Origin of the sequence: Cellulomonas iranensis NBRC 101100 = JCM 18110, assembly GCF_001552375.1 — a bacterium.
Lineage (GTDB): Bacteria > Actinomycetota > Actinomycetes > Actinomycetales > Cellulomonadaceae > Cellulomonas > Cellulomonas iranensis.
Window position 1 is genome coordinate 1 of record NZ_BCRB01000073.1, and the last position, 19,670, is coordinate 19,670.

23 protein-coding genes and 3 tRNA genes are annotated in these 19,670 nt (G+C 76.1%); 15 read left to right on the forward strand and 11 right to left on the reverse strand.

What is annotated here, in order from left to right; genetic code table 11:
• The 7 genes from CS2_RS13890 to CS2_RS13920 all read left to right on the forward strand — a co-directional run.
• Positions 1-468, forward strand: a 468-nt coding sequence (locus tag CS2_RS13890) for a DUF2017 domain-containing protein (protein ID WP_070320430.1), incomplete at its 5' end; no start/stop codon positions are given.
• 10 nt (positions 469-478) lie between these two features.
• Positions 479-1,291, forward strand: coding sequence for a glutamate racemase (gene murI, locus CS2_RS13895; protein ID WP_070320431.1), 813 nt, complete (start codon positions 479-481; stop codon positions 1,289-1,291).
• Positions 1,288-2,076, forward strand: a complete 789-nt coding sequence (locus tag CS2_RS13900) for an MBL fold metallo-hydrolase (protein WP_070320432.1) — start codon at positions 1,288-1,290, stop codon at positions 2,074-2,076. Before murI ends, CS2_RS13900 begins: the two co-directional genes overlap by 4 nt.
• Positions 2,077-2,361: 285 nt before the next feature.
• Positions 2,362-3,348, forward strand: coding sequence for a hypothetical protein (locus CS2_RS13905; protein ID WP_156442145.1), 987 nt, complete (start codon positions 2,362-2,364; stop codon positions 3,346-3,348).
• A gap of 570 nt (positions 3,349-3,918) precedes the next feature.
• The gene (gene rph, locus CS2_RS13910) at positions 3,919-4,734 is read left to right on the forward strand and encodes a ribonuclease PH (protein WP_070320434.1); all 816 of its coding nucleotides are present in this window, start codon (positions 3,919-3,921) and stop codon (positions 4,732-4,734) included.
• Positions 4,731-5,372 carry an RdgB/HAM1 family non-canonical purine NTP pyrophosphatase gene (rdgB, locus tag CS2_RS13915; protein ID WP_233421195.1) on the forward strand — a complete coding sequence of 214 codons (642 nt, stop codon included), beginning with the start codon at positions 4,731-4,733 and terminating at the stop codon, positions 5,370-5,372. Before rph ends, rdgB begins: the two co-directional genes overlap by 4 nt.
• A gap of 29 nt (positions 5,373-5,401) precedes the next feature.
• Complete coding sequence (locus tag CS2_RS13920; protein ID WP_070320443.1) at positions 5,402-7,030, forward strand: ABC-F family ATP-binding cassette domain-containing protein; 1,629 nt, start codon at positions 5,402-5,404, stop codon at positions 7,028-7,030.
• Positions 7,031-7,086: 56 nt separating this feature from the next.
• Here the strand turns inward: CS2_RS13920 and CS2_RS13925 are convergent, their stop codons facing one another.
• Entirely contained in the window at positions 7,087-7,731 is a 645-nt protein-coding gene (locus CS2_RS13925; protein ID WP_070320435.1) for a Pr6Pr family membrane protein, read from the reverse strand.
• Positions 7,728-8,282, reverse strand: coding sequence for an NUDIX hydrolase family protein (locus tag CS2_RS13930; protein ID WP_046527999.1), 555 nt, complete (start codon positions 8,280-8,282; stop codon positions 7,728-7,730). The genes CS2_RS13925 and CS2_RS13930 overlap by 4 nt, the downstream gene beginning before the upstream one ends.
• 110 nt (positions 8,283-8,392) lie before the next feature.
• On the opposite strand from CS2_RS13930, the gene trxA reads away from it, so the two are divergent.
• The gene (gene trxA / locus CS2_RS13935) at positions 8,393-8,761 is read left to right on the forward strand and encodes a thioredoxin (protein WP_062103346.1); all 369 of its coding nucleotides are present in this window, start codon (positions 8,393-8,395) and stop codon (positions 8,759-8,761) included.
• 104 nt (positions 8,762-8,865) lie between these two features.
• Here the strand turns inward: trxA and CS2_RS13940 are convergent, their stop codons facing one another.
• From CS2_RS13940 to bcp, 3 genes are all read right to left on the reverse strand, one after another.
• Positions 8,866-9,480, reverse strand: coding sequence for a hypothetical protein (locus CS2_RS13940; RefSeq protein WP_070320436.1), 615 nt, complete (start codon positions 9,478-9,480; stop codon positions 8,866-8,868).
• Between the two features lie 53 nt (positions 9,481-9,533).
• Positions 9,534-9,619 (reverse strand) — tRNA-Leu (locus CS2_RS13945).
• A 39-nt stretch (positions 9,620-9,658) separates the two neighbouring features.
• Positions 9,659-10,132 (reverse strand): thioredoxin-dependent thiol peroxidase, encoded by a 474-nt coding sequence (gene bcp / locus CS2_RS13950; RefSeq protein WP_070320437.1) that lies wholly within the window; start codon positions 10,130-10,132, stop codon positions 9,659-9,661.
• Positions 10,133-10,258: 126 nt separating this feature from the next.
• Here bcp and CS2_RS13955 point away from each other — a divergent pair, with 126 nt between their 5' ends.
• The 3 genes from CS2_RS13955 (at position 10,259) to CS2_RS13965 (ending at position 11,147) form a co-directional block, all read left to right on the forward strand.
• The gene (locus CS2_RS13955) at positions 10,259-10,555 is read left to right on the forward strand and encodes a GroES family chaperonin (RefSeq protein ID WP_070320444.1); all 297 of its coding nucleotides are present in this window, start codon (positions 10,259-10,261) and stop codon (positions 10,553-10,555) included.
• Positions 10,556-10,738: 183 nt separating this feature from the next.
• Positions 10,739-10,993, forward strand: coding sequence for a hypothetical protein (locus CS2_RS13960; RefSeq protein WP_046528003.1), 255 nt, complete (start codon positions 10,739-10,741; stop codon positions 10,991-10,993).
• A 78-nt stretch (positions 10,994-11,071) separates the two neighbouring features.
• Positions 11,072-11,147: transfer RNA gene (locus CS2_RS13965), tRNA-Lys, on the forward strand.
• 107 nt (positions 11,148-11,254) lie between these two features.
• On the opposite strand, the gene CS2_RS13970 is transcribed toward CS2_RS13965, so the two are convergent.
• Positions 11,255-11,746 carry a DinB family protein gene (locus tag CS2_RS13970; protein ID WP_070320438.1) on the reverse strand — a complete coding sequence of 164 codons (492 nt, stop codon included), beginning with the start codon at positions 11,744-11,746 and terminating at the stop codon, positions 11,255-11,257.
• Positions 11,747-11,837: 91 nt separating this feature from the next.
• On the opposite strand from CS2_RS13970, the gene CS2_RS13975 reads away from it, so the two are divergent.
• Complete coding sequence (locus CS2_RS13975; protein WP_070320445.1) at positions 11,838-13,382, forward strand: dihydrolipoyl dehydrogenase family protein; 1,545 nt, start codon at positions 11,838-11,840, stop codon at positions 13,380-13,382.
• Between the two features lie 83 nt (positions 13,383-13,465).
• On the opposite strand, the gene CS2_RS13980 is transcribed toward CS2_RS13975, so the two are convergent.
• The 3 genes from CS2_RS13980 to CS2_RS13990 form a co-directional block, all read right to left on the reverse strand.
• A complete protein-coding gene (locus tag CS2_RS13980) occupies positions 13,466-14,476 on the reverse strand; it encodes a glycine betaine ABC transporter substrate-binding protein (RefSeq protein WP_046528005.1) in 1,011 nt (336 codons plus the stop codon).
• Positions 14,477-14,562: 86 nt separating this feature from the next.
• Complete coding sequence (locus CS2_RS13985; RefSeq protein WP_046528006.1) at positions 14,563-15,360, reverse strand: ABC transporter permease; 798 nt, start codon at positions 15,358-15,360, stop codon at positions 14,563-14,565.
• The gene (locus CS2_RS13990) at positions 15,348-16,103 is read right to left on the reverse strand and encodes an ABC transporter permease (protein WP_070320439.1); all 756 of its coding nucleotides are present in this window, start codon (positions 16,101-16,103) and stop codon (positions 15,348-15,350) included. The genes CS2_RS13985 and CS2_RS13990 overlap by 13 nt, the downstream gene beginning before the upstream one ends.
• Before the next feature lie 124 nt (positions 16,104-16,227).
• Here CS2_RS13990 and CS2_RS13995 point away from each other — a divergent pair, with 124 nt between their 5' ends.
• From CS2_RS13995 to CS2_RS14005, 3 genes are all read left to right on the forward strand, one after another.
• Positions 16,228-17,241, forward strand: a complete 1,014-nt coding sequence (locus tag CS2_RS13995; protein WP_046528008.1) for an ABC transporter ATP-binding protein — start codon at positions 16,228-16,230, stop codon at positions 17,239-17,241.
• 93 nt (positions 17,242-17,334) lie between these two features.
• Entirely contained in the window at positions 17,335-18,258 is a 924-nt protein-coding gene (locus tag CS2_RS14000; RefSeq protein WP_070320440.1) for an ATP-grasp domain-containing protein, read from the forward strand.
• Between the two features lie 150 nt (positions 18,259-18,408).
• Positions 18,409-18,484: transfer RNA gene (locus CS2_RS14005), tRNA-His, on the forward strand.
• Between the two features lie 61 nt (positions 18,485-18,545).
• Here CS2_RS14005 and orn read toward each other — a convergent pair.
• Complete coding sequence (orn, locus tag CS2_RS14010) at positions 18,546-19,223, reverse strand: oligoribonuclease (RefSeq protein ID WP_255430542.1); 678 nt, start codon at positions 19,221-19,223, stop codon at positions 18,546-18,548.
• Positions 19,224-19,270: 47 nt separating this feature from the next.
• The gene (locus CS2_RS14015; RefSeq protein ID WP_070320441.1) at positions 19,271-19,570 is read right to left on the reverse strand and encodes a hypothetical protein; all 300 of its coding nucleotides are present in this window, start codon (positions 19,568-19,570) and stop codon (positions 19,271-19,273) included.
• Between the last annotated feature and the right edge of the window lie 100 nt (positions 19,571-19,670).

Genomic DNA, 19,670 nt, shown 5'->3' on the forward strand with positions numbered 1-19,670 from the left:
TGGCAGGTGCGCACCGCGCCCCTGCCGCCGCCGCAGGACCCGGCCGTGCGGCGGCTCCTGCCCGACGCGTCGCGCGACGACCCCGAGGTCGCCGGCGAGTTCCGCCGGCTCACCGAGGACGACCTGCGGGCCCGCAAGATCGCGCGGCTGCGCTGCCTGTGGACGTCGCTCGTGCACGGCGAGCCGGGCTGGCCCGAGCACGCGCTGGTCGTGCACCCGCGGTCCGCCGACGACGTCGCGGCCTGCCTCACCGACCTGCGGCTCGTGCTCGGCGAACGGCTCGACCTGCGCACCGACGAGGACTCCGAGGCGCTGTACGACCGGCTCGGCGACGGCGACGAGGACGACGTCCGCGCGTACCTGGCGTCCGTGTACGGCGCGCTGTCCTGGCTGCAGGAGTCGCTCCTCGCTGTGATGCTCGACGCACCCGACCCGTCCCCGGGTGGGCGCACCGGCGACGACGGCTAGGCTCGGCCGGGTGAACGACGCCCCCATCGGGATCTTCGACTCCGGCGTCGGGGGTCTCACGGTGGCCCGGTCGATCCTCGACCAGCTGCCGCACGAGTCGACGCTGTACATCGGCGACACCCTCAACGGTCCGTACGGCCCCAAGCCGCTCGCGGCGGTGCGCGCGCACGCGCTCGAGATCATGGACGACCTCGTCGACGCGGGCGTCAAGATGCTCGTCATCGCGTGCAACAGCGCGTCGGCGGCCGTGCTGCGCGACGCGCGCGAGCGGTACACGCAGCGACGCGGCCTGCCCGTCGTCGAGGTCGTGCTCCCCGCCGCGCGGCGCGCCGTCGCCGCGACGCGCAACGGTCGCATCGGCGTCATCGGCACGCGCGCGACCATCGACTCACGGGCCTACGACGACGCGTTCGCGGTCGCGGGCGTCGAGCTCACGTCACGTGCGTGCCCGCGCTTCGTCGAGCTGGTCGAGGCCGGTGTGACGTCGGGGCCCGACGCGCTCGCGACGGCGCGCGAGTACCTCGAGCCGGTCCGCGACGCGGGCGTCGACACGCTCGTGCTCGGCTGCACGCACTACCCCCTGCTCACGGGGGTCATCTCGTACGTCATGGGGGACCAGGTGACGCTCGTGTCGAGCGCCGAGGAGACGGCCAAGGACGTGTACCGCACGCTCGTCGCGCACGACCTCGAGCGGGACCCCGCCGCGGGTCCGGCGACGCACCGGTTCCTCGCGACCGGCGACCCCGAGGGCTTCGCGACGCTCGCGCGCCGGTTCCTCGGCCCCGAGGTCGAGTCGGTCGAGCCGCGCGAGGCGCTGCGGTGAGGCTCGTCGTGCTGGGCTGCGCGGGGTCGTTCCCCGGTCCGGACTCGGCCGCGTCGTCGTACCTCGTGCAGGCGCGGGACGCCGACGGGCGCACGTGGTCGGCCGTGCTCGACCTGGGCAGCGGCGCCCTGGGCCCGCTGCAGCGCTGGGGCGACCCGGCCGCGGTCGACGTCGTCGCGCTGTCGCACCTGCACGCCGACCACGTCGCCGACATGGCCGTGCTCGGCGTCTACCGGCGCTACCGGCCCACGGGTGCGCTGCCGCCGCTGCCGGTGCTCGGCCCCGCGGGCACGCGCGAGCGCCTCGCGCACCTGTCCGGCCACGACCCCGCGACCGACACGCAGGAGCAGTTCGACGTGCGCGAGTGGCGCGCCGGCGAGCCCGTGCGGGTGGGTCCGCTGACGCTCGAGGCCGTGCCCGTCGAGCACCCCGTGCCCGCGTTCGGCATCCGCGTCACGGGGCCGTCGGAGGCCGGCCCCGGGCGCCGCGTGACGCTCGCGTACAGCGGCGACACCGACGCGTGCGACGGGCTCGACGCGCTCGCGGTCGACGCCGACCTGCTGCTCGCCGAGGCCGCCTTCGTCGAGGGCCGCGACGACCACGTCCGCGGCGTCCACCTCACGGGCCGCCGCGCCGCCGAGGCCGCCGCGCGGGGCGGTGCCCGCCGGCTCGTGCTCACGCACGTCCCCGCGTGGAACGACCCGCGCGCGGCGCTCACCGAGGCGGCCACCGTCTACGCCGGGCCGACGTCCCTCGCGGCCCCCGGCGCCACGTACACACTCTGAGGGGCGACGTCGCTCGCCTCGTGCAGCGCCGGGCACCTCCTCGCCCGGGCCGCTCGCCGAGTCCGGCACTCGTCCCGCGAGCGCGGTACTCCTCCCGCGAGTGCGGCACCCGTCCCGCGAGTGCGGTACTCCTCCCGCGAGCGCGGTACTCCTCCCGCGAGCGCGGTACTCCTCCCGCGAGTGCGGTACGCGTTTCCCCCGCGCTGGGCGTACGAGTACCGCGCTCGACGAGAGGTGTGGACGACGGGAGACGCAGGTGCACGCGGGCGTGGCACCGTGCGGCGCGTGGACGACCACCGTGAGCAGGAAGCAGCGGATCGACGACGCGCGGGCGCCGCGCCGCCGCCGCTGTCGCTCGCCGCGCACGTCGGAGCCCCCGACCGCCACGACGACCACCCGGCGCTCGTCCACGTCCACGGGCCGCGGGGGCGTCACGCCTCCGACCTCGTCCGACGCCGGCTGCGCGCGGGGGAGGTGGTCCGCGTGCGACGGGGCACCTACGTCGACGCGGCGGCGTGGGCCGTGCTGGACGACGAGGCCCGGCACCGCGCCCGTGTCCGGGCCGTCGTCGCCGCGGCGGCGGGGCCGGTCACGCTCTCGCACTGGTCGGCCGCCGCCGTCCTGGGGCTGCCCGCCGTCGGACGGCGGGACGACCGGGTGCACCTGGTGCGACCTCCGGCAGGAGGAGGGCGGTCGCACCGCGACGTCGTCCGGCACACCGTCGCCGACGTCCCCACGGTGGTCCTGGTGGACGGACTGCGGTGCACGGCACCCGCACGGACCGTCGTCGACCTGGCACGCCTGGCGGGACCCGCTGCGGGGGTGGCCGCGGCGGACGCGGCCGTCCGGCAGGGTTTGACGACGACGGCCGAGCTCGCGGACGAGGTCGAGCGTGCGGCCCGCGGGCGGGGCGTACGGGCCGCGCGCGTCGTCGCGGCGCTCGTCGACCCGCTGGCCGAGTCGCCCGGCGAGTCGCTGAGCCGGGTGCGGATGGCCGAGCTGGGAGCGCCCGCACCGGTGCTCCAGCACGAGGTCCACGACCGGCACGGGTTCGTCGGGCGGGTCGACTTCTGGTGGCCCGAGCACGGTGTGGTGGGTGAGTTCGACGGTCGCGTCAAGTACGCCGGCGCGTCGCACGACGTGCTCTGGCGCGAGAAGCTGCGCGAGGACCGGATCCGGGCGCTGGGCCTCGGCGTCGCACGGTGGACGTGGGCGGACGCGTGGGCGGGCCTGCCGATGCTCGCCCGGCTGCGCGCCGCCGGCGTGCGCTGACGAGGGCCGCGGCCGTCCCGGCGTGCGCCCGCACCGCGAACGAGGCCGGACACCTGCGGGACGTCCCGCGTGCGGGACGCGCCAAGTACGGGACGCGCCACGTGCGGGACGCGGGCGCGCAGGCCACCAGGTGCTCGGGAACCTCGACGTCGGCTCGCCGGATCCGGCGAGCAGCAGGTCGCCCGTGCACCACGAGCGCGGTACTGGTCCGTCGAGCGCGGCAGTCGTTCGTCCCGCGCTCGCGTGACGAGTACCGCACTCGGGAGAGGTGTGCCGCGCCCGCGACGTGCGTCCTGGGCTCGCAGCGCGTGCGCGGGGCCCGTGCGGCGGGCGGTCGCCGGTCCGCCGGCGGGACGGCGCCTCGATGCGCCGGCCGTTCGTCGAGCGCGGTACTCGTCCGTCGAGCGCGGTACTCGTTCGTGCCGCGCTCGCGTGACGAGTGCCGCACTCGCGGGGTCCGCCCGCTCCGAGGGCGCGTGCCGCGCGGGGCGGGCGTGGCGTCGTCGCGGTGCCCGCCGCGGGCGGGAACGAGTTCGGAGGGTGTCGGGGTGCGCACGTAGGGTCGGGGGCATGGTGAGCGCAGAGAGTGCAGGCACGGCGGCGGCCGCGACGCGGGCCGACGGGCGACGGGTCGACGAGCTGCGGCCCGTGACGATCACGCGGCGGTTCCTCGACGCGGGCGAGGGCTCGGTCCTCGTGGAGTTCGGCGGCACCAAGGTGCTGTGCGTCGCGTCGTTCACCGAGGGCGTGCCGCGCTGGCGCAAGGGCTCGGGCGAGGGCTGGGTGACCGCCGAGTACGCGATGCTGCCGCGCGCGACCAACAGCCGCTCGGACCGCGAGTCCGTGCGAGGCAAGGTCGGCGGGCGCACGCACGAGATCTCGCGCCTGATCGGGCGCTCGCTGCGGGCCGTCATCGACGTCGCCGCGCTCGGCGAGAACACGGTCGTGCTCGACTGCGACGTGCTGCAGGCCGACGGCGGCACGCGCACGGCCGCGATCACCGGCGCGTACGTCGCGCTCGCCGACGCGGTCGCGTGGGCGACGTCGCAGCGCCTCGTCAAGCCGGGGCGCCAGGTGCTGCGCGACTCGGTCGCGGCCGTCAGCGTCGGCGTCATCGACGGCGTGCCCATGCTCGACCTGCCCTACGAGGAGGACGTGCGCGCGCAGACCGACATGAACGTCGTCACCACCGGCTCGGGGACGTTCGTCGAGGTGCAGGGCACCGCGGAGCACGCGCCGTTCGACCGCGCCGAGCTCGACGCGCTGCTCGACCTCGCGCTCGCGGGCACCGCGCAGCTCGCCGCGCTGCAGGCCGCCGTGCTCGGCGCGCCGGCCGGCGACGGCAGCGCGACCCGGGTGCCGGTGCCCGGGACGGACGCCCCGTGACCCCGCCCGGCGTGCACGTGCCCGCCGGTGCGCGGCTCGTGCTCGCGACCCACAACGCGCACAAGGTCGGCGAGCTGCGCGCGATCCTCGCGCCCGCGCTGCCCGGCCTGGACCCGGCCGCGGTGGTCGGCGCGCGCGACGTGCACGCGCCCGAGCCCGTCGAGGACGGCGTGACGTTCGAGCAGAACGCCCTCATCAAGGCGCGCGCGCTCGCGGCCGCCACGGGGCTGCCCGCGGTCGCCGACGACTCGGGCCTCAGCGTCGACGTGCTGGGCGGCGCACCCGGGATCTTCTCGGCGCGGTGGGCGGGGCGGCACGGCGACGACGCGGCCAACCTCGCGCTGCTGCTCGCGCAGCTCGTGGACATCGCACCCGAGCACCGGGCCGCGCGGTTCGTGTGCGCGGCGGCGCTCGTGACGCCCGACGGCGTCGAGCACGTCGAGGTCGGCACGCTGGAGGGCACGCTCGCGGCGGCGCCGCGCGGCGCTCACGGGTTCGGCTACGACCCCGTGCTGGTGCCGCTGGGCGACACGCGCACGTGCGCCGAGCTGACCCCCGACGAGAAGAACGCGATCAGCCACCGCGGGCAGGCGTTCCGCGCGCTCGTGCCGCACGTGGTGGCCGCGCTGGGCTCGTGAGCGCACCGGCCGCCCCGCAGGTCGGCGCCGTGCAGCTCGTCGCCGACGCCGTCACGTTCGGCTACCCCGGCCGGCCCGTTCTCGACGCGCTCGACCTCACGGTGTCCGCGGGGGACCGCATCGGGCTCGTCGGCGAGAACGGCGCGGGCAAGTCCACGCTGCTGGGCGTGCTCGCCGGGCGGCTCGTGCCGCAGTCGGGCGACGTGCGCCGCCGGGGGACGCTCGCGGTGGTCGAGCAGGACCTCGCGGTCGCGCCCGGCGACACCGTCGGCACGCTGATCGACGCCACGGCCGCGGCGACGCGTGCGGCGGCCGCCGACCTGCAGACCGTCATCGACGCGTTCGACCACGACGGCGGCGACGTCGCGGCGCTGTCGGAGGCGATCGCGCGGTACGAGCACCTTGCGGCCTGGGACGTCGACCGGCGCGTCGACGAAGGGCTGTCGCGCCTGCACGCGCCCCGTGACCGCGACCGGCCGCTCGCGGAGCTCAGCGTCGGCGAGCGCTACCGCGTGCGGCTCGCGTGCCGGCTCGCCGAGCGCGCCGACCTGCTGCTGCTCGACGAGCCCACGAACCACCTCGACGCCGCGGGCGTCGACCACCTCACGGCGCAGCTGCGCACGTGGACGGGCGGCCTCGTCATCGTCACGCACGACCGCCGGCTCCTCGACGACGTCATGACCGCGATCCTCGACATGGACCCGTCGATGGACGGGCGCCCCGTGCTGTACGGCGCCGCGCGGTACGCGGACTACCGGTTCGCCCGCGACCAGATGCTGCGACGGTGGCGTGCCCGCTACCGCGGCGAGCGCAAGCGCGCGCTGCAGCTCGCGCAGCGCCTCGACGCGTCGTACGAGGGCCTGTCGGACGAGTGGCGGCCGCCGAAGGGGTCGCAGAAGCACCGCCGCGGCACGCGCGCGCGGCAGCACGTCAAGGCCGCCGACCGGCTGATCGAGCGGCTCGAGGCGCAGGCCGTCGAGGTGCCGGTGCCGCCGCCCGCGCTGAGCTTCCCCGACCTGCCGTCGGTCCCCGCCGACTACGCGGGCGGCCCGCTGCTGGAGGTGCGTGCGCCGCGCGTCGACGGCCGGCTCGACCTGCCCGGGCGGCGCGTCGACGTCATGCCCGCGGGTCGGCTGCTCGTCACCGGCGCGAACGGCGCCGGGAAGTCGACGCTGCTCGCCGCGCTCACGGGGCGCCTCGGGCTCGACCGCGGCACGCGGACGATCGCCCCGGGCGTCCGGCTGGGGGTCCTCGCGCAGGAGGGGCCGGGGGAGCGGCTCGCGACTCCCGACGGCGCACCGCCCACGGCCTTCGACGCGTACGCGCGGCACGCGCTCGACCTGCTCGACGCCGGTGCGCTCGACCCCGACGCGCTCGTGCCCGTCGCCGCGCTGGGCCTGCTCACCGAGGCGGACCTCGACCGCCCGCTGCGCGAGCTGTCCGTGGGGCAGCGCCGCCGGTTCGACCTCGCGTGCGCGTTGCTCGCGGCCCCGCACGTGCTGGTGCTCGACGAGCCGACCAACCACCTGTCGGTCGGGCTGGTCGACGAGCTCACGGTCGCGCTGCGGGCGACGTCGGCGGCCGTCGTCGTCGCGACGCACGACCGGCAGCTGCGCGCCGACCTCGCGGACTGGCCGCACCTCGACCTGGCCGGCTGACGCGCCGCACGGGTGCGCCGCCCCGGCGGGAGGTCACGCGGCGTCCGGCGTCGCCGTCAGCGCGGCGCGGGCGGCAGCCGGCGCTCGAGCGCCCACAGCGCGGGGCCGAGCAGCGCACCGCCGACCATCACGGCGAGCGCCGCGAGCAGCGCCCGGCCCGTGCCGAGCGCCGACGCGTCGAGGAACGGGTAGGGGTACCAGCCCGTGGCGGCCCCGTGCACGAACGTGTAGACCAACCAGACGGCGGGCAGCACGAGCGCGGCCGCGCACGTCACGAGCCGCACGCGCGGCCGCGGCCCGGCCACGAGCCACGCGAGCACGGCCCCGACGGGCACGACGGTGTGCAGCAGCAGGTTCGCGGCCTGCCCGGCCGCGGTGATCGGCGCGTAGCCGCTGAGCAGCGCGTGGTAGATCGCGAACGTCACGACGATGAACAGCATCGAGTCGAGCCGCAGCGCGCGGAACCAGGGGCCGTCGTGCCGCGGGCGGACCGCGAGCAGCGCCGACACCCCGAGCACGAGCACGTTCGACCAGATCGTGAAGTAGCTGAACAGCAGGACGAGGTCGCCGTCGGGGGAGGTCAGCGCACGGCCCACCTCGAGGCCGACGCCGGCGAGCGCGCACGCCGCCACCAGCGCGTGCAGCACGCGGGCCGTCGTGGTGCCGACCCCCCACGCCGCCTGCGCGGGGTCGTGCGTCACGGCAGCCGGCCGACCCAGGCCATCGCCTGCCGCAGCAGCAGGCCCTGGCCGCCGTTCATCTCGACCTGCACGGCCTCGGTGCACGCCTCCTCGGGCGTGAGCCACGCGAGGTCGAGCGCGTCCTGCTGCGGACGGCAGTCGCCGGCGACGGGCACGACGTACGCGAGGGACACCGCGTGCTGGCGCGGGTCGTGGTACGGCGTCACGCCCGGCGTCGGGAAGTACTCCGCGACCGTGAAGGGTTGCGGCGACGCGGGCACGTGCGGCAGGGCGACGGGTCCGAGGTCCTTCTCGATGTGCCGCAGCAGCGCGTCGCGCACCCGCTCGTGGTACATGACGCGACCCGAGACGAGCGCACGCGACATCACGCCCTCGGGGGTCACGCGCAGCAGCAGACCGACCGCGACGACGTCGCCCGACTCGTCGACGCGCACGGGTACCGCGTCGACGTAGAGGATCGGCAGCTGGGCGCGGGCCGTCGCGATCTCGTCGCGGGACAGCCACCCGGCGGGGCGCTCGGGACCAGGGGGGAACTCGGCGGACGCGGTCACCGTGCAGTTGTACCCCGTCGTCGCCCGGTCGGCCGCATCGCCCCGCGGGAATACCGGCGGTCCGTGCGGCGCTGAACCGGGCGAACCCCGTCAGGATGGAGACAGACCCGATGGCCACCACCACGCTGACCGCGAACACGATCGCCGACACGATCAAGGACAACGAGATCGTCCTGGTCGACTTCTGGGCGTCCTGGTGCGGCCCGTGCCGCCAGTTCGCGCCCGTGTTCGAGGCGTCGAGCGAGACGCACCCCGACATCGTGCACGCGAAGATCGACACCGAGGCCGAGCAGCAGCTCGCCGCCGAGCTCCAGATCACGTCGATCCCGACGCTCATGGCGTTCCGCGACGGCGTCCTGGTGTTCAACCAGGCCGGTGCGCTGCCCGCGCCCGCGCTCGAGCAGGTCGTCGCCGCCGTCAAGGAGCTCGACATGGACGACGTGCGCAGCAAGATCGCGGAGCGCCAGGCCCAGGCCTGAGCCGCACGCCGCAGCGTCGACGGGGCGCCCACCGACCGGTGGGCGCCCCGTCGTGCGTCGGACGACCTCGCCCGCCGGCTGCGCCGCCGAGGCGACCGCCGGCCTCAGGGCGCGGCGTCGCGCGGCGCTGACGAGCGGGCCGCGAGCCGTGCGAGCAGGCGCTCACCTCCCGCGCCGTACCGGTCCGCGAAGTCGCGGGCGACGTCGGCGTCCTGCAGCAGCGCGAAGGTGCGGTCGTCGAGCTCCGGGTCGGCGTCGTCGGCGGAGTGCAGCCACACCCACAGCTCGCGCCCCGCGGCGTCGCGCAGCTCGCCCTCGTCCCGGAGTCGACGCAGCGCCGTCACGACCCGGTCCTCGTAGTCGTGGCCGAGCTGCGCGTACGCGTCGTCGTCGAGCTCGGCGCCGGTGCCGTCGAGGGCCGCGCGCGCGCCCGAGAGCTCCCACAGCGCGCTCGTCACGCGCCCGGGTGCGACGTCGTCGGGGTCCTCGGCGGTGAGCGGCCACTCCGAGGCCGACCACGCGTACGCCGCGCGGTCCTCGCTCGGACCGGGCAGCGCCGCGAGCCACGTCGTCCCGGCCCCGGCCACGAAGAACCCGGTGAGGTCCTCGACCATCCCGCACGCCACGAGCGCGAGGGACTCGTCGGCCCCCCGGAGGTGGGCGATCCCGACCCGGAGGGTCGTGAGGATCGCGGCGTCGAGACGGGACAGGTCGTGCACGCGTCGACGGTAGCCGCGTGCGAGGGAGGGCCGAGCGCGCCGCGCTGGACAGGTGGTGCGGGAGACGGGAGTCGAACCCGCACGCCCTTCCGGGCACCAGGACCTAAACCTGGCGTGGCTGCCGTTTCACCACTCCCGCGCGCTGCGAGTCTGGCATGTGCCGACCCGCCGCGTGGCGTCAGGCCGCGTCGATGCCGAGGTCGCGCCGCAGCTTCGCGACGTGCCCGGTGGCGCGCACGTTGTACTGCGCGAGCGCGACCTTGCCGTCGGGGTCGACGACGACGGTCGACCGGATCACGCCGGTGTACGTGCGGCCGTAGTTCTTCTTCTCGCCCCACGCGCCCCACGCCTCGAGCGTCGTGTGCTCGGTGTCCGACAGCAGGGGGAACGTCAGCGACTCGTCCTGCGCGAACTGCGCGAGCTTCTCGACCGGGTCGGGTGAGACGCCGACGACCTCGTACCCGGCGCCCTGCAGCGACGCGAGCGAGTCACGGAAGTCGCACGCCTGCGTCGTGCAGCCCGGCGTGGCCGCGGCGGGGTAGAAGTACACGACGACCGAGCGTCCGCGCAGGTCGGCGAGCGAGACGGTGCCGCCCGTCGCGCTGGGGAGGGTGAGGTCGGGCGCGGTGTCACCGACGGCGAGACGAGGCACTGTCACTCCTGCGGGTCGGGGCTGGGGACGACGTGCGCCAGCCTACGGCGCGTGCGGGGTAGCGTCGGCGGCGTGACTGCGCGCGACACCTCCCGGCCCACGAGCGCGGGCGAGCTCCCGCTGCGGATGCTCAACGACCGGCTCCTGGTCGAGCTCGACGACGAGGCGGCCGAGCGGCGCACGGGCGCCGGCATCCTCATCCCGTCGACCGCGGCGATGGGCAAGCGCCTCGCGTGGGCGACGGTCGTCGCCGCCGGCCAGCACGTGCGGCAGGTCGAGGTGGGGGACCGCGTGCTGTTCGACCCCGAGGACCGCGCCGAGGTGGAGCTCACGGGGCGCACGTACCTGCTGCTGCGCGAGAAGGACGTCCACGGGGTCGCCGACCCGCGGGCGGGCGCCGAGGGCACGGGGCTGTACCTGTGACGACGGGTCGCTGACGGACCGCCCGGCCGCCGCTCGCCAGACCCGTCCGCGTGGACGTGACCTGCGCGACGTGTGAAACGTTCGTGAGAACGCGCCCTGGGGGTCTTTCCTCACGTGTCGGACGTTCCGATACCGCACCATGGGAAGGGGGCATCCACGGCGGGGACAGGACGAGGTGGACGGATGGACGGACGTGACGGCGGTGCCTCGGGCACCGGGGCGACGGAGCTGCCCGACGGCGACGAGCCGGTCGTGGTGGCCGGCGTGGACGCCGCGAGGCACGCGCAGGAGCTGTTGGCCGAGCACGTGCCGCTCGCGCTCATCGCCGACCTGCTGACGCCGACGGGCGACACCTCGGCCGAGATCCTCGCGTCCGAAGGGCTGCCGGAGGACGCCTGGTGGGACGAGCGCGAGGGCGGCGGCGCGTCGCACGCGTGAGGGTCGTCACACGACGGCCCGTGGAGGCGGTTCCGGTTCGCTCGCACGGCCCCGGTCCTGCTAATCTCTACGAGCCGCGCGCCTCTAGCTCAATTGGCAGAGCAGCTGACTCTTAATCAGCGGGTTCAGGGTTCAAGTCCCTGGGGGCGTACCAGCACTCAGCCCCGTCGGACGTCGTCCGACGGGGCTGAGTCGTTCCTGCGGGTCGCGCGCCGCGGGTCGAGGCCCCGCGGGACCGACCGCCGCTGCGCGTGACGCTCGTCACTCGCCGACGGCGCCGTCGATCCGCTCGCGCAGCAGGTCCGCGTGCCCGTTGTGCCGCGCGTACTCCTGCACGACCTTCGCGACGTGCCAGCCCACGCTGCGGCTGCCGCCGGGCACCGGCGCGGCGAGGTCCGCGTTCTCGGCCAGCAGCCGGTCGGCGAGGACGCGGTGCTCGTGCCACTGCGCCATCGACTCGCCGACCATGGTGGGCGTGAGGTCGTCCACGTCGCCGTCGGGCGACTCCTCCGTGCAGTACAGGAGCGGGACGGGTGACCCGCTCAGTGCGCCGACGAGGTAGTGCCGCTCCATCTCGGTGAGGTGCCGGACCAGCCCCAGCAGGCTCAGCGCGGACGGTGCGGCGGAGCGTCGCACGAGCGCGTCGTCGTCGAGCCCGGCGCACTTCGCGGCCAGCGCGTCGCGGTGGAACGCGAGCCAGCCGAGCAGGAGGGCGTCGAGAGGGCCGTCGGTGGGTTCGGGTGCACGTGCCATGCGTCCACCCTGGCAGCGGGCGTGCGTCGGCGCGCGTCCGGCGGCGGCCCCGACCGGGCTCACCGGGCGGCCCGGCCTCGCACGCGCCACGATGGGCTCGGTCGCGAGGGACGGAGGAACCGTGGACGACGCGCGTGAGTTCGACGTGGTGGTGCTGGGTGCGGGGGCGGTGGGCGAGAACGTCGCCGACCGCGCGTCGCGGACCGGGCTGGACGTGGCGGTGGTCGAGGGCGCCCTGGTGGGCGGCGAGTGCTCCTACTGGGCGTGCATGCCGTCGAAGGCGCTGCTGCGGCCCGGTGACGCGCTCGCGGCCGCCCGGGCCGTGCCGGGTGCCGACACCGCCGTGACCGGGCCCGTCGACGTGAGCGCCGTCCTCGCGCGGCGTGACGAGGTCGCCGCGCACTGGGACGACGCCGGGCAGGTCGCGTGGGTCGAGGGCGCCGGGCTCACGCTGCTGCGCGGGCACGCGCGGTTCGCCGGGCCGCGTCGGCTCGTCGTCACGACGTCCGACGGCGACGTCACCGTGACCGCCCGGCGCGCGGTCGTGGTGGCGACGGGCTCGGTCGCCGCGGTGCCCGCGGCGCTGCGCGACGTCCGGCCCTGGACGAGCCGCGAGGCCACGTCCGCGCACGTCGTGCCGCGGCGGCTCGCGGTGGTCGGCGGCGGTGTCGTGGCGACCGAGATGGCCACGGCGTTCGCCGACCTCGGCGCCGAGGTGACGGTGCTCGTGCGCGGCGACCGGCTGCTGCCGTCCGCCGAGCCGTTCGCGGGCGAGGCCGTGCTGCGCAGCCTCGTCGACCGCGGCGTGCGGGTGTCCCTCGGCGCGCAGGTGACGTCCGCCTCGCGCGACGACGACGGCGTGCACCTCGTGGTCGAGCGGGTGACCGGCGACGACGACGGCGTCGGCGCCGCCGCGCCCGAGACCCTCACGGTCGACGAGGTGCTGGCGGCCACGGGCCGACTCCCCGCGACGGAGGACCTGGGCCTGGAGGCTCTCGGGCTGCGGCCCGGTGACGCGCTTCCTGTCGACGACGCGCTCGCGGTGCGGGGCGTCGACGGCGGGTGGCTGTTCGCGGCCGGCGACGTCACGGGCCGGACCGCCACCACCCACCAGGGCAAGTACGACGCGCGGGTCGTCGGCGACGTCGTGGCGGCACGGTTCGACCCGCGGCCCACCACGGACGTCGACGACGCCGCGGTCGCCGGCGGTGAGCCGCTGTCCCGCGCGGCGGAGGCCGAGGCGGGCGACTGGAGCCGGTACCGCGCGACCGCCGACCACGCCGCCGTCCCTCAGGTGGTGTTCACCCGGCCGCAGGTGGCGTGGGTCGGGCGCACGCAGGCGCAGGCGCGGGACGCCGGGCTCGACGTCGCCGTCGTCGGCTACGAGCTCGGCGACCTCGCGGGCGCGACGGTGACGGCGGCCGACTACCGCGGGCGGGTGCAGATCGTCGTGGACCGCGCGCGCGACGTGGTCGTCGGGGCCACGTTCGTGGGGCCGGACGTCGCGGACATGCTGCACGCCGCGACCGTCGCGGTCGTGGGGGAGGTGCCGCTGTCGCGGCTGTGGCACGCGGTGCCGTCCTACCCGACCCTCAGCGAGGTGTGGCTACGCCTGCTGGAGACCGCGGGCCGCTGACGCGCTCCGCCCCGCCGGGGTCCGGAGACGCCGACGGCGCGGCGCCGCGGTGAGCGGTGCCGCGCCGTCGGGCGTGCTCGGTGTCAGGCGTCCGACGCGAGCGACCCGTCCGACGAGGTCACGAGCCCGAGCGTCGCGTCGCCCTGGCGCACGGCCTGGCCGATGAGGGCGAAGTCGAACGACTTGAACTCGCCGATCTCGAGGCCGTAGGTGTCCTCGAGGCCGATCTGGCAGAACGGGCGCTCGGGGCACTCGGGCGGGCCCGCGAGGACGATGCCGCCGCACGCCGCCGCGAGGTCGGACAGGGTCGTGAGGTCGTGCTCCTGCGCGAACTCGGCCGTGACGGCGAACGCGTTCTGGTCCTGCGCGGCGGACGCCTCGCCGACGACGAGCCCGCTCTGCTCGGCGAGCGGCGTGAGCGCCGCGACCGTCTCGTCGACGTCGCTCGACGCGACCGACGGCGCGTCGGCGCCGTTGACCTGGCCGTTCAGGAACGTCGCGAGCGTCGCGGCGTACTCGGGCACGACCGCGAGCTCGCCGGACTGCAGCGCGGGCAGGTACGTCTCGCGCGCGCCGATGGTCTGCGCCTGCGCGTCGAACCCGGCGCTGCGCAGCACGGCCGCGTAGATCTCGGCGAGCGTGATGCTCTCGGAGAAGTTCGCGGCACCGACCGTGAGGCTCGTGCCCGTGCCCACGGACGTGTCGGTCGCGGCGAGCCCGTTGTCGGCGACGTACTCGGTCGCGACCTCGCTCGACGTGCGGCGGTCCACGTCGACGGCCTTGTTCAGGGCGATGAGCCCGTCGGTGTCCATCGACGCCGAGACCTTGTCGAGCAGCTCGAGGACCTGCGGGTGGTCGGCCGCGACCTGCGCGTTGACGGCCGGGATGACGTTGTCGGCGTTCTGCAGGCCCTTGTCGTCCTTCAGCACGACGAGGCTCTCGCCCGCGACGGGTTCGCAGGTGGCGAGGCCGGAGCTGCTGGTGGGCTGGCTGGCCGCCTGGCCGCCGCCCGATCCGGGCGTGCCGCACGCGCCGAGCGCGAGGGTCGCGACGGCGAGGACGCCGAGCGTGCGGGTGCGCTGGCTGATGCGCATGGGGTTCTCCTGTCGTGGCGGTGCGACCGCAGGGGATGGCCCGTGCGGTGGTCGGCCGGGTGCGGGGACCCGGTCCGGTGGGCTGGTCATGGCGCGGGTGCCGCACCGTTCGACGCGGCACCATTCGATCCGGTGGCCGGGGGCGCGGCAACCGGAGCGCGGCGCCGCCGGGGCGCGGAGGTGCGGGCGGCGGCGCGGGAGTCGGCCGCCGCGGCGCGGTCCAGCGCGCGCAGGCCGCGCGGCGCGACGCCGCGCTCGGCGAGCGCGAGCAGCCCCTCGACGGCGAGGCAGAGCCCGGCCACGAGGATGCCGCCCGCGAGCGCCTGCCCGTAGCGCTGCGTCGCGAAGCCGGTCACCACGATCGTGCCCAGGCTGGTGCCGCCGACGAGGGCCGCGAGCGGCACGGTGGCGAGCACCTGCACGGCTCCCGTGCGGATCCCGGCCGCGATCAGGGGCGTCGCGAGCGGCATCTCCACGCTCCACAGCACGCGCGCGCCCGACATGCCCAGGCCCCGCGCGGCGTCGCGCACGTCGTCGTCCACGCCGCCCACGCCGGTCACCGCGTTGGCGAGGATCGGCGGCACCGCGAACACGGCGCACGCGATCGCGGTGGCGACGTTGCCGAACCAGCCGCTCGCGGCGAGCAGCGTCAGCAGCGCGAGCGTGGGCAGCGCGCGCGTCGTGTTGGCCACGACGACGCCGACGGTCGCGCCACGGCGGCGGTGCCCGAGCCACAGGCCGGCGGGCAGCGCGACGAGCAGCGCGAGCCCGACCGCGGCGGCGGAGACGAGCAGGTGCGCGCTCGCCAGCTCGAGCACGCCGCGGCGCCCGGTCCAGTTGAGCGGGTCGTTGAGCCAGCGGAAGGCCTCGCTCAGGATGTCCACGCGGCCTCCTCGTGCGGTCCGGCGCCGTCGAGGCGACCGGCGGCGTCGCTCGTCGGCCTGCCGCGGCGCCGGGCCGACGTGCGGCGCCACGGCGTCAGCAGGCGCCCGACGAGCGCGAGCAGCAGGTCCGCGACGAGCGCGAGGACGAGGCACAGCACCGTGGCCGTCATCACCTCGGCGTGGTAGTTGCTGCGGAACCCGCGGAACATCAGCTGACCGAGCCCGCCGTACCCGACGACGACGCCCACGGTCACCAGCGCGACGGTGCTCACGGTCGCGAGCCGCAGCCCGGTGATGATCGCCGGGACGGCCTGCGGCAGCTCGACGCCCAGCAGCAGGCGCCACCGTCCGTAGCCCATGCCGCGCGCGGCGTCCCGCACCGCGGGGTCGACGCCCTGGAGCCCGACCAGCACGTTGCGCACGAGCACGAGCAGCGCGTAGAGGACGAGCCCGATGAGCACCGTGGTGCGCCCGATGCCCGTGTACGGCGCGAGCACCGCGAACAGCGCGAGCGAGGGCACCGTGTACAGCACGCCCGTGCCCGCGAGCACCGGGCCCGCGAGGCGGGGTCGCACGTGCGCGAGCGCCGCGAGGGGCAGCGCGACGATCAGCGCGATGAGCACGGCCTGGAGCGTGAGAGTCGCGTGCTGCTGCGTGTAGCGCAGCACGTCGCCCCCGTTGCGCTCGAGGTAGTCCCACGAGAACCACGGGTTGGCGGCCGCGGCGACCGGTCCGGCGTGCATGGGTGGGAACCTAGCGAGCCCCACCCACACCCGCGCGCCGAGCGCACCGCGGGCCCGGTGCGGACGGCCCGCGCGGAGGCCGCCGCCGCGCGGCTGTCGGAGCGGCCCGCTAGCGTCACGTGCCGTGAGCACCGACGTGGCCATCCGGTTCGACGCCGTCCGCAAGGAGTACGCGGGCGCCGTGGCCGTCGACGACCTCTCGCTGTCCGTGCGGCGCGGCGAGCTGCTGGTGCTGGTCGGGCCGTCGGGCTGCGGCAAGTCGACGACGCTGCGCATGGCGAACCGCCTCGTCGAGCCGTCGGGGGGCCGCATCCTGCTGGGCGACGAGGACGTCACCGACGTCGACCCCGTCGCGCTGCGCCGCCGCATCGGCTACGTCATCCAGAACGTCGGGCTGTTCCCGCACCGCACGGTCGCGCAGAACGTCGCGACGGTGCCCGGGCTCCTGGGGTGGGACCGGCGGCGCACGCGCGAGCGCGTCGACGAGCTGCTCACGCTCGTGGGCCTCGACCCGGCGCGGTACGCGGCACGCTGGCCGCACGAGCTGTCGGGCGGCGAGCGCCAGCGCGTCGGCGTCGCGCGTGCGCTCGCGACCGACCCGCCCGTGCTGCTCATGGACGAGCCGTTCGGCGCGGTCGACCCCGTGGGGCGTGCACGCCTCCAGCACGAGTTCATCCGGCTGCAGCGTGACCTCGGCACGACCGTGATGATGGTCACGCACGACATCGACGAGGCCGTCCGCATGGCGGACAGGGTCGTCGTGCTCAGCCGCGGCGCGCACGTCGAGCAGCTCGCGTCGCCGCTCGAGGTCGTCGCGCGGCCCGCGTCGCCCGCGGTGGCCGACCTCGTCGGCCGCGGCCGCACCGCGCGGCTCCTCGCCCTCGGGCGCCTCGAGCGGTCCGACCTCGACGACGTCGCCGACGCGCCCGTCGCCGCGGGCGCACCGGTCCGCCTCGGCAGCGAGCTCGGCGACCTCGTCTCCGCGCTCACCGAGACGACCGGGGCCGCGCCGGACGGCGCCCTGCCCGTCGTCGACGACGACGGTCGCACCGTCGGGCGTGCGAGCGCCGCGACCGTGGTGCGCGCGCTGCGCCGCCTGACGGCGCAGGACCCCGAGCCGGCGGACCGCACCGCCTGAGGCGCGCGGCGCTCGTGACGGGCGGTGTGCACGTCGCCTGGCGGTCACACGACGGGAGCACGTGCGTCACACGCCGTGGGTAAGGTGCCTGACGTGAGCGAACCCACCGCACGTCTCGCCCTCGCCACCTGCGCCGAGCTGCCCAACCTCGACCCCGACGACCTGCCGCTGCGCGCCGCGCTCGCCGACCGCGGCGTCGCGACGGACGTCGTGGTGTGGGACGACCCGACCGTGGACTGGGCGGCGTACCCGCACGTGCTGATCCGCTCCACGTGGGACTACACCGACCGGCCGACGCAGTTCTCGGACTGGACGCGGCGCGTCGAGCGGACCTCGACGCTGCTCAACCCGGCCGACGTCGTGACGTGGAACATCGACAAGACCTACCTGCGCGACCTCGAGCAGCGGGGCATCCCGATCGTCCCGACGATCTGGCTCGACCCCGAGCGCAACCTCGACGCCCGGGCGATCCACACGCGGTTCCCGGCGTTCGGCGACTTCGTCATCAAGCCGACGGTCAGCGCGGGCTCGCGCGACACCGGCCGGTACGACGCGGGTGTCACGCCGTCGCGGTCGCTCGCGATCACGCACGCGAAGAACCTCCTCGCGGTCGGCCGGCGGGTCATGCTGCAGCGCTACCTCACGAACGTCGACACGCAGGGCGAGACCGCGCTGGTCTACGTCGACGGCGAGTTCAGCCACTCCGTCCGCAAGGGCCCGCTGCTCGAAGGGCCGTACCGCGCGGGGGACCAGGAGGGCGTGCTGTTCCGCGAGGAGGTCATGGCCGCGCGCGAGGCCACGCCCGAGGAGCGCGAGGTCGGCGACCGGGTCGTCGCGGAGCTCGCGCGCGTGTTCCCGGACCGGGCGCCGCTGCTGTACACGCGCGTCGACCTCATCCCCGACGACGAGGACGCGCCCGTCGTCCTCGAGGTCGAGCTCGCCGAGCCGTCGTTGTTCTTCGAGCACTCGCCGGGCGCCGCGGAGCGGTTCGCGGAGGCGGTCGCGCGGCGGCTGTGACGCGCGCCGCACCGCCTCGCCGCCCCGCGCGCGGGATCGGATGACGGCGTGGGCGCTCGCACCCGCTACACTCGTCGTCGGCCCGCCGCGCGCGACGGGTCCGGTCCCGTTGTCCGGCTCGCTCGCGAGCCCGGTCCGGTGGGCACCGTGGTGGCTATAGCTCAGTAGGTAGAGCACCTGGTTGTGGTCCAGGGGGTCGCGGGTTCAAGTCCCGTTAGCCACCCCAGCACGAAGGGCGCCAGTCCGAGGACCGGCGCCCTTCGGCGCACCCGGGGCCGGGCGCGGGCTCAGGCGCCCGGCAGCACGCCCCGCTTGACGGACGTCGCGACGACCTCGGCCGCGACCTTGCGGGCCTGCGCCGAGTCGGGCCCGGGCTGCGCGGGCAGGAGCGCCGCGCGGTAGTAGCGCAGCTCGTCGATGCTCTCGAGGATGTCGGCCAGTGCGCGGTGGCCGCCCTTCTTCTCCGGCGCCGCGAAGTACACGCGGGGGTACCACCGGCGCGCGAGCTCCTTGATCGACGACACGTCGACGATCCGGTAGTGCAGGTGCCCGACGAGGTCGGGCATGTCGCGGTCGAGGAAGGCCTTGTCGGTGCCCACCGAGTTGCCGGCGAGCGGGGCCTTGCCCGGGTCGGGCACCCACGCGCGCACGTACTCGAGCACCTGCGCCTGCGCCTCCTCGAGCGTCACGCCGTGCTCGAGCTCGGGCAGCAGGCCCGACGTGGTGTGCATGGTCCGCACGAAGTCGCCCATCTGCTCGAGCGCGCCGGGCGGCGGCTTGACGATGACGTCGACGCCCTCGCCGAGCACGGTGAGCTCGGAGTCCGTGACCACGGCGGCCACCTCGACGAGCGCGTCGTGCACGAGGTCGAGGCCGGTCATCTCGCAGTCGACCCACACGATGCGGTCGGAGCTGGCGTGCCCCCCTCCCGTCGTGGTGGGGGAGGCGGGGGCGGGGCTCGTCACGTCGTCGTCGGTGCTGCTCACGTGAGCAAGCCTAGGACCCGCGGCGCTCAGGCGGCGTCGGACGGGTCGGGGCGGTGCGTCCCGGGGGTCGTGCGCGGTGCTGCGGCGGGCGGCGGGGCCGGCACGGTGCGCGCGAGCGCGGCGGCGGCGGTGACCACGGCGGCGGTGCCGAGTCCCGTCAGGCGGGCCGACGCGGCGGACGTGCCGGCCCAGAGCGTCGCGCAGGACGTGACCCCGCCGGCGAGGGCGCCGAGCACGAGGTGCCCGGCCCAGCGGAGCGCGCCGTCCGCGAGCCGTCGTGCCCAGGGGGGTCGAGGGGCCGCGTCACGGCCGGCGTGCCGCCCCATCACGAACGACGCCCGCCCGCTGCGGGGAGGCGGCGGGCGGGCGTGGGCACGCGGTCATCGTGCCATCGGAGCGGTCGCGGCGGGCGCGGTCCGGCGAGCC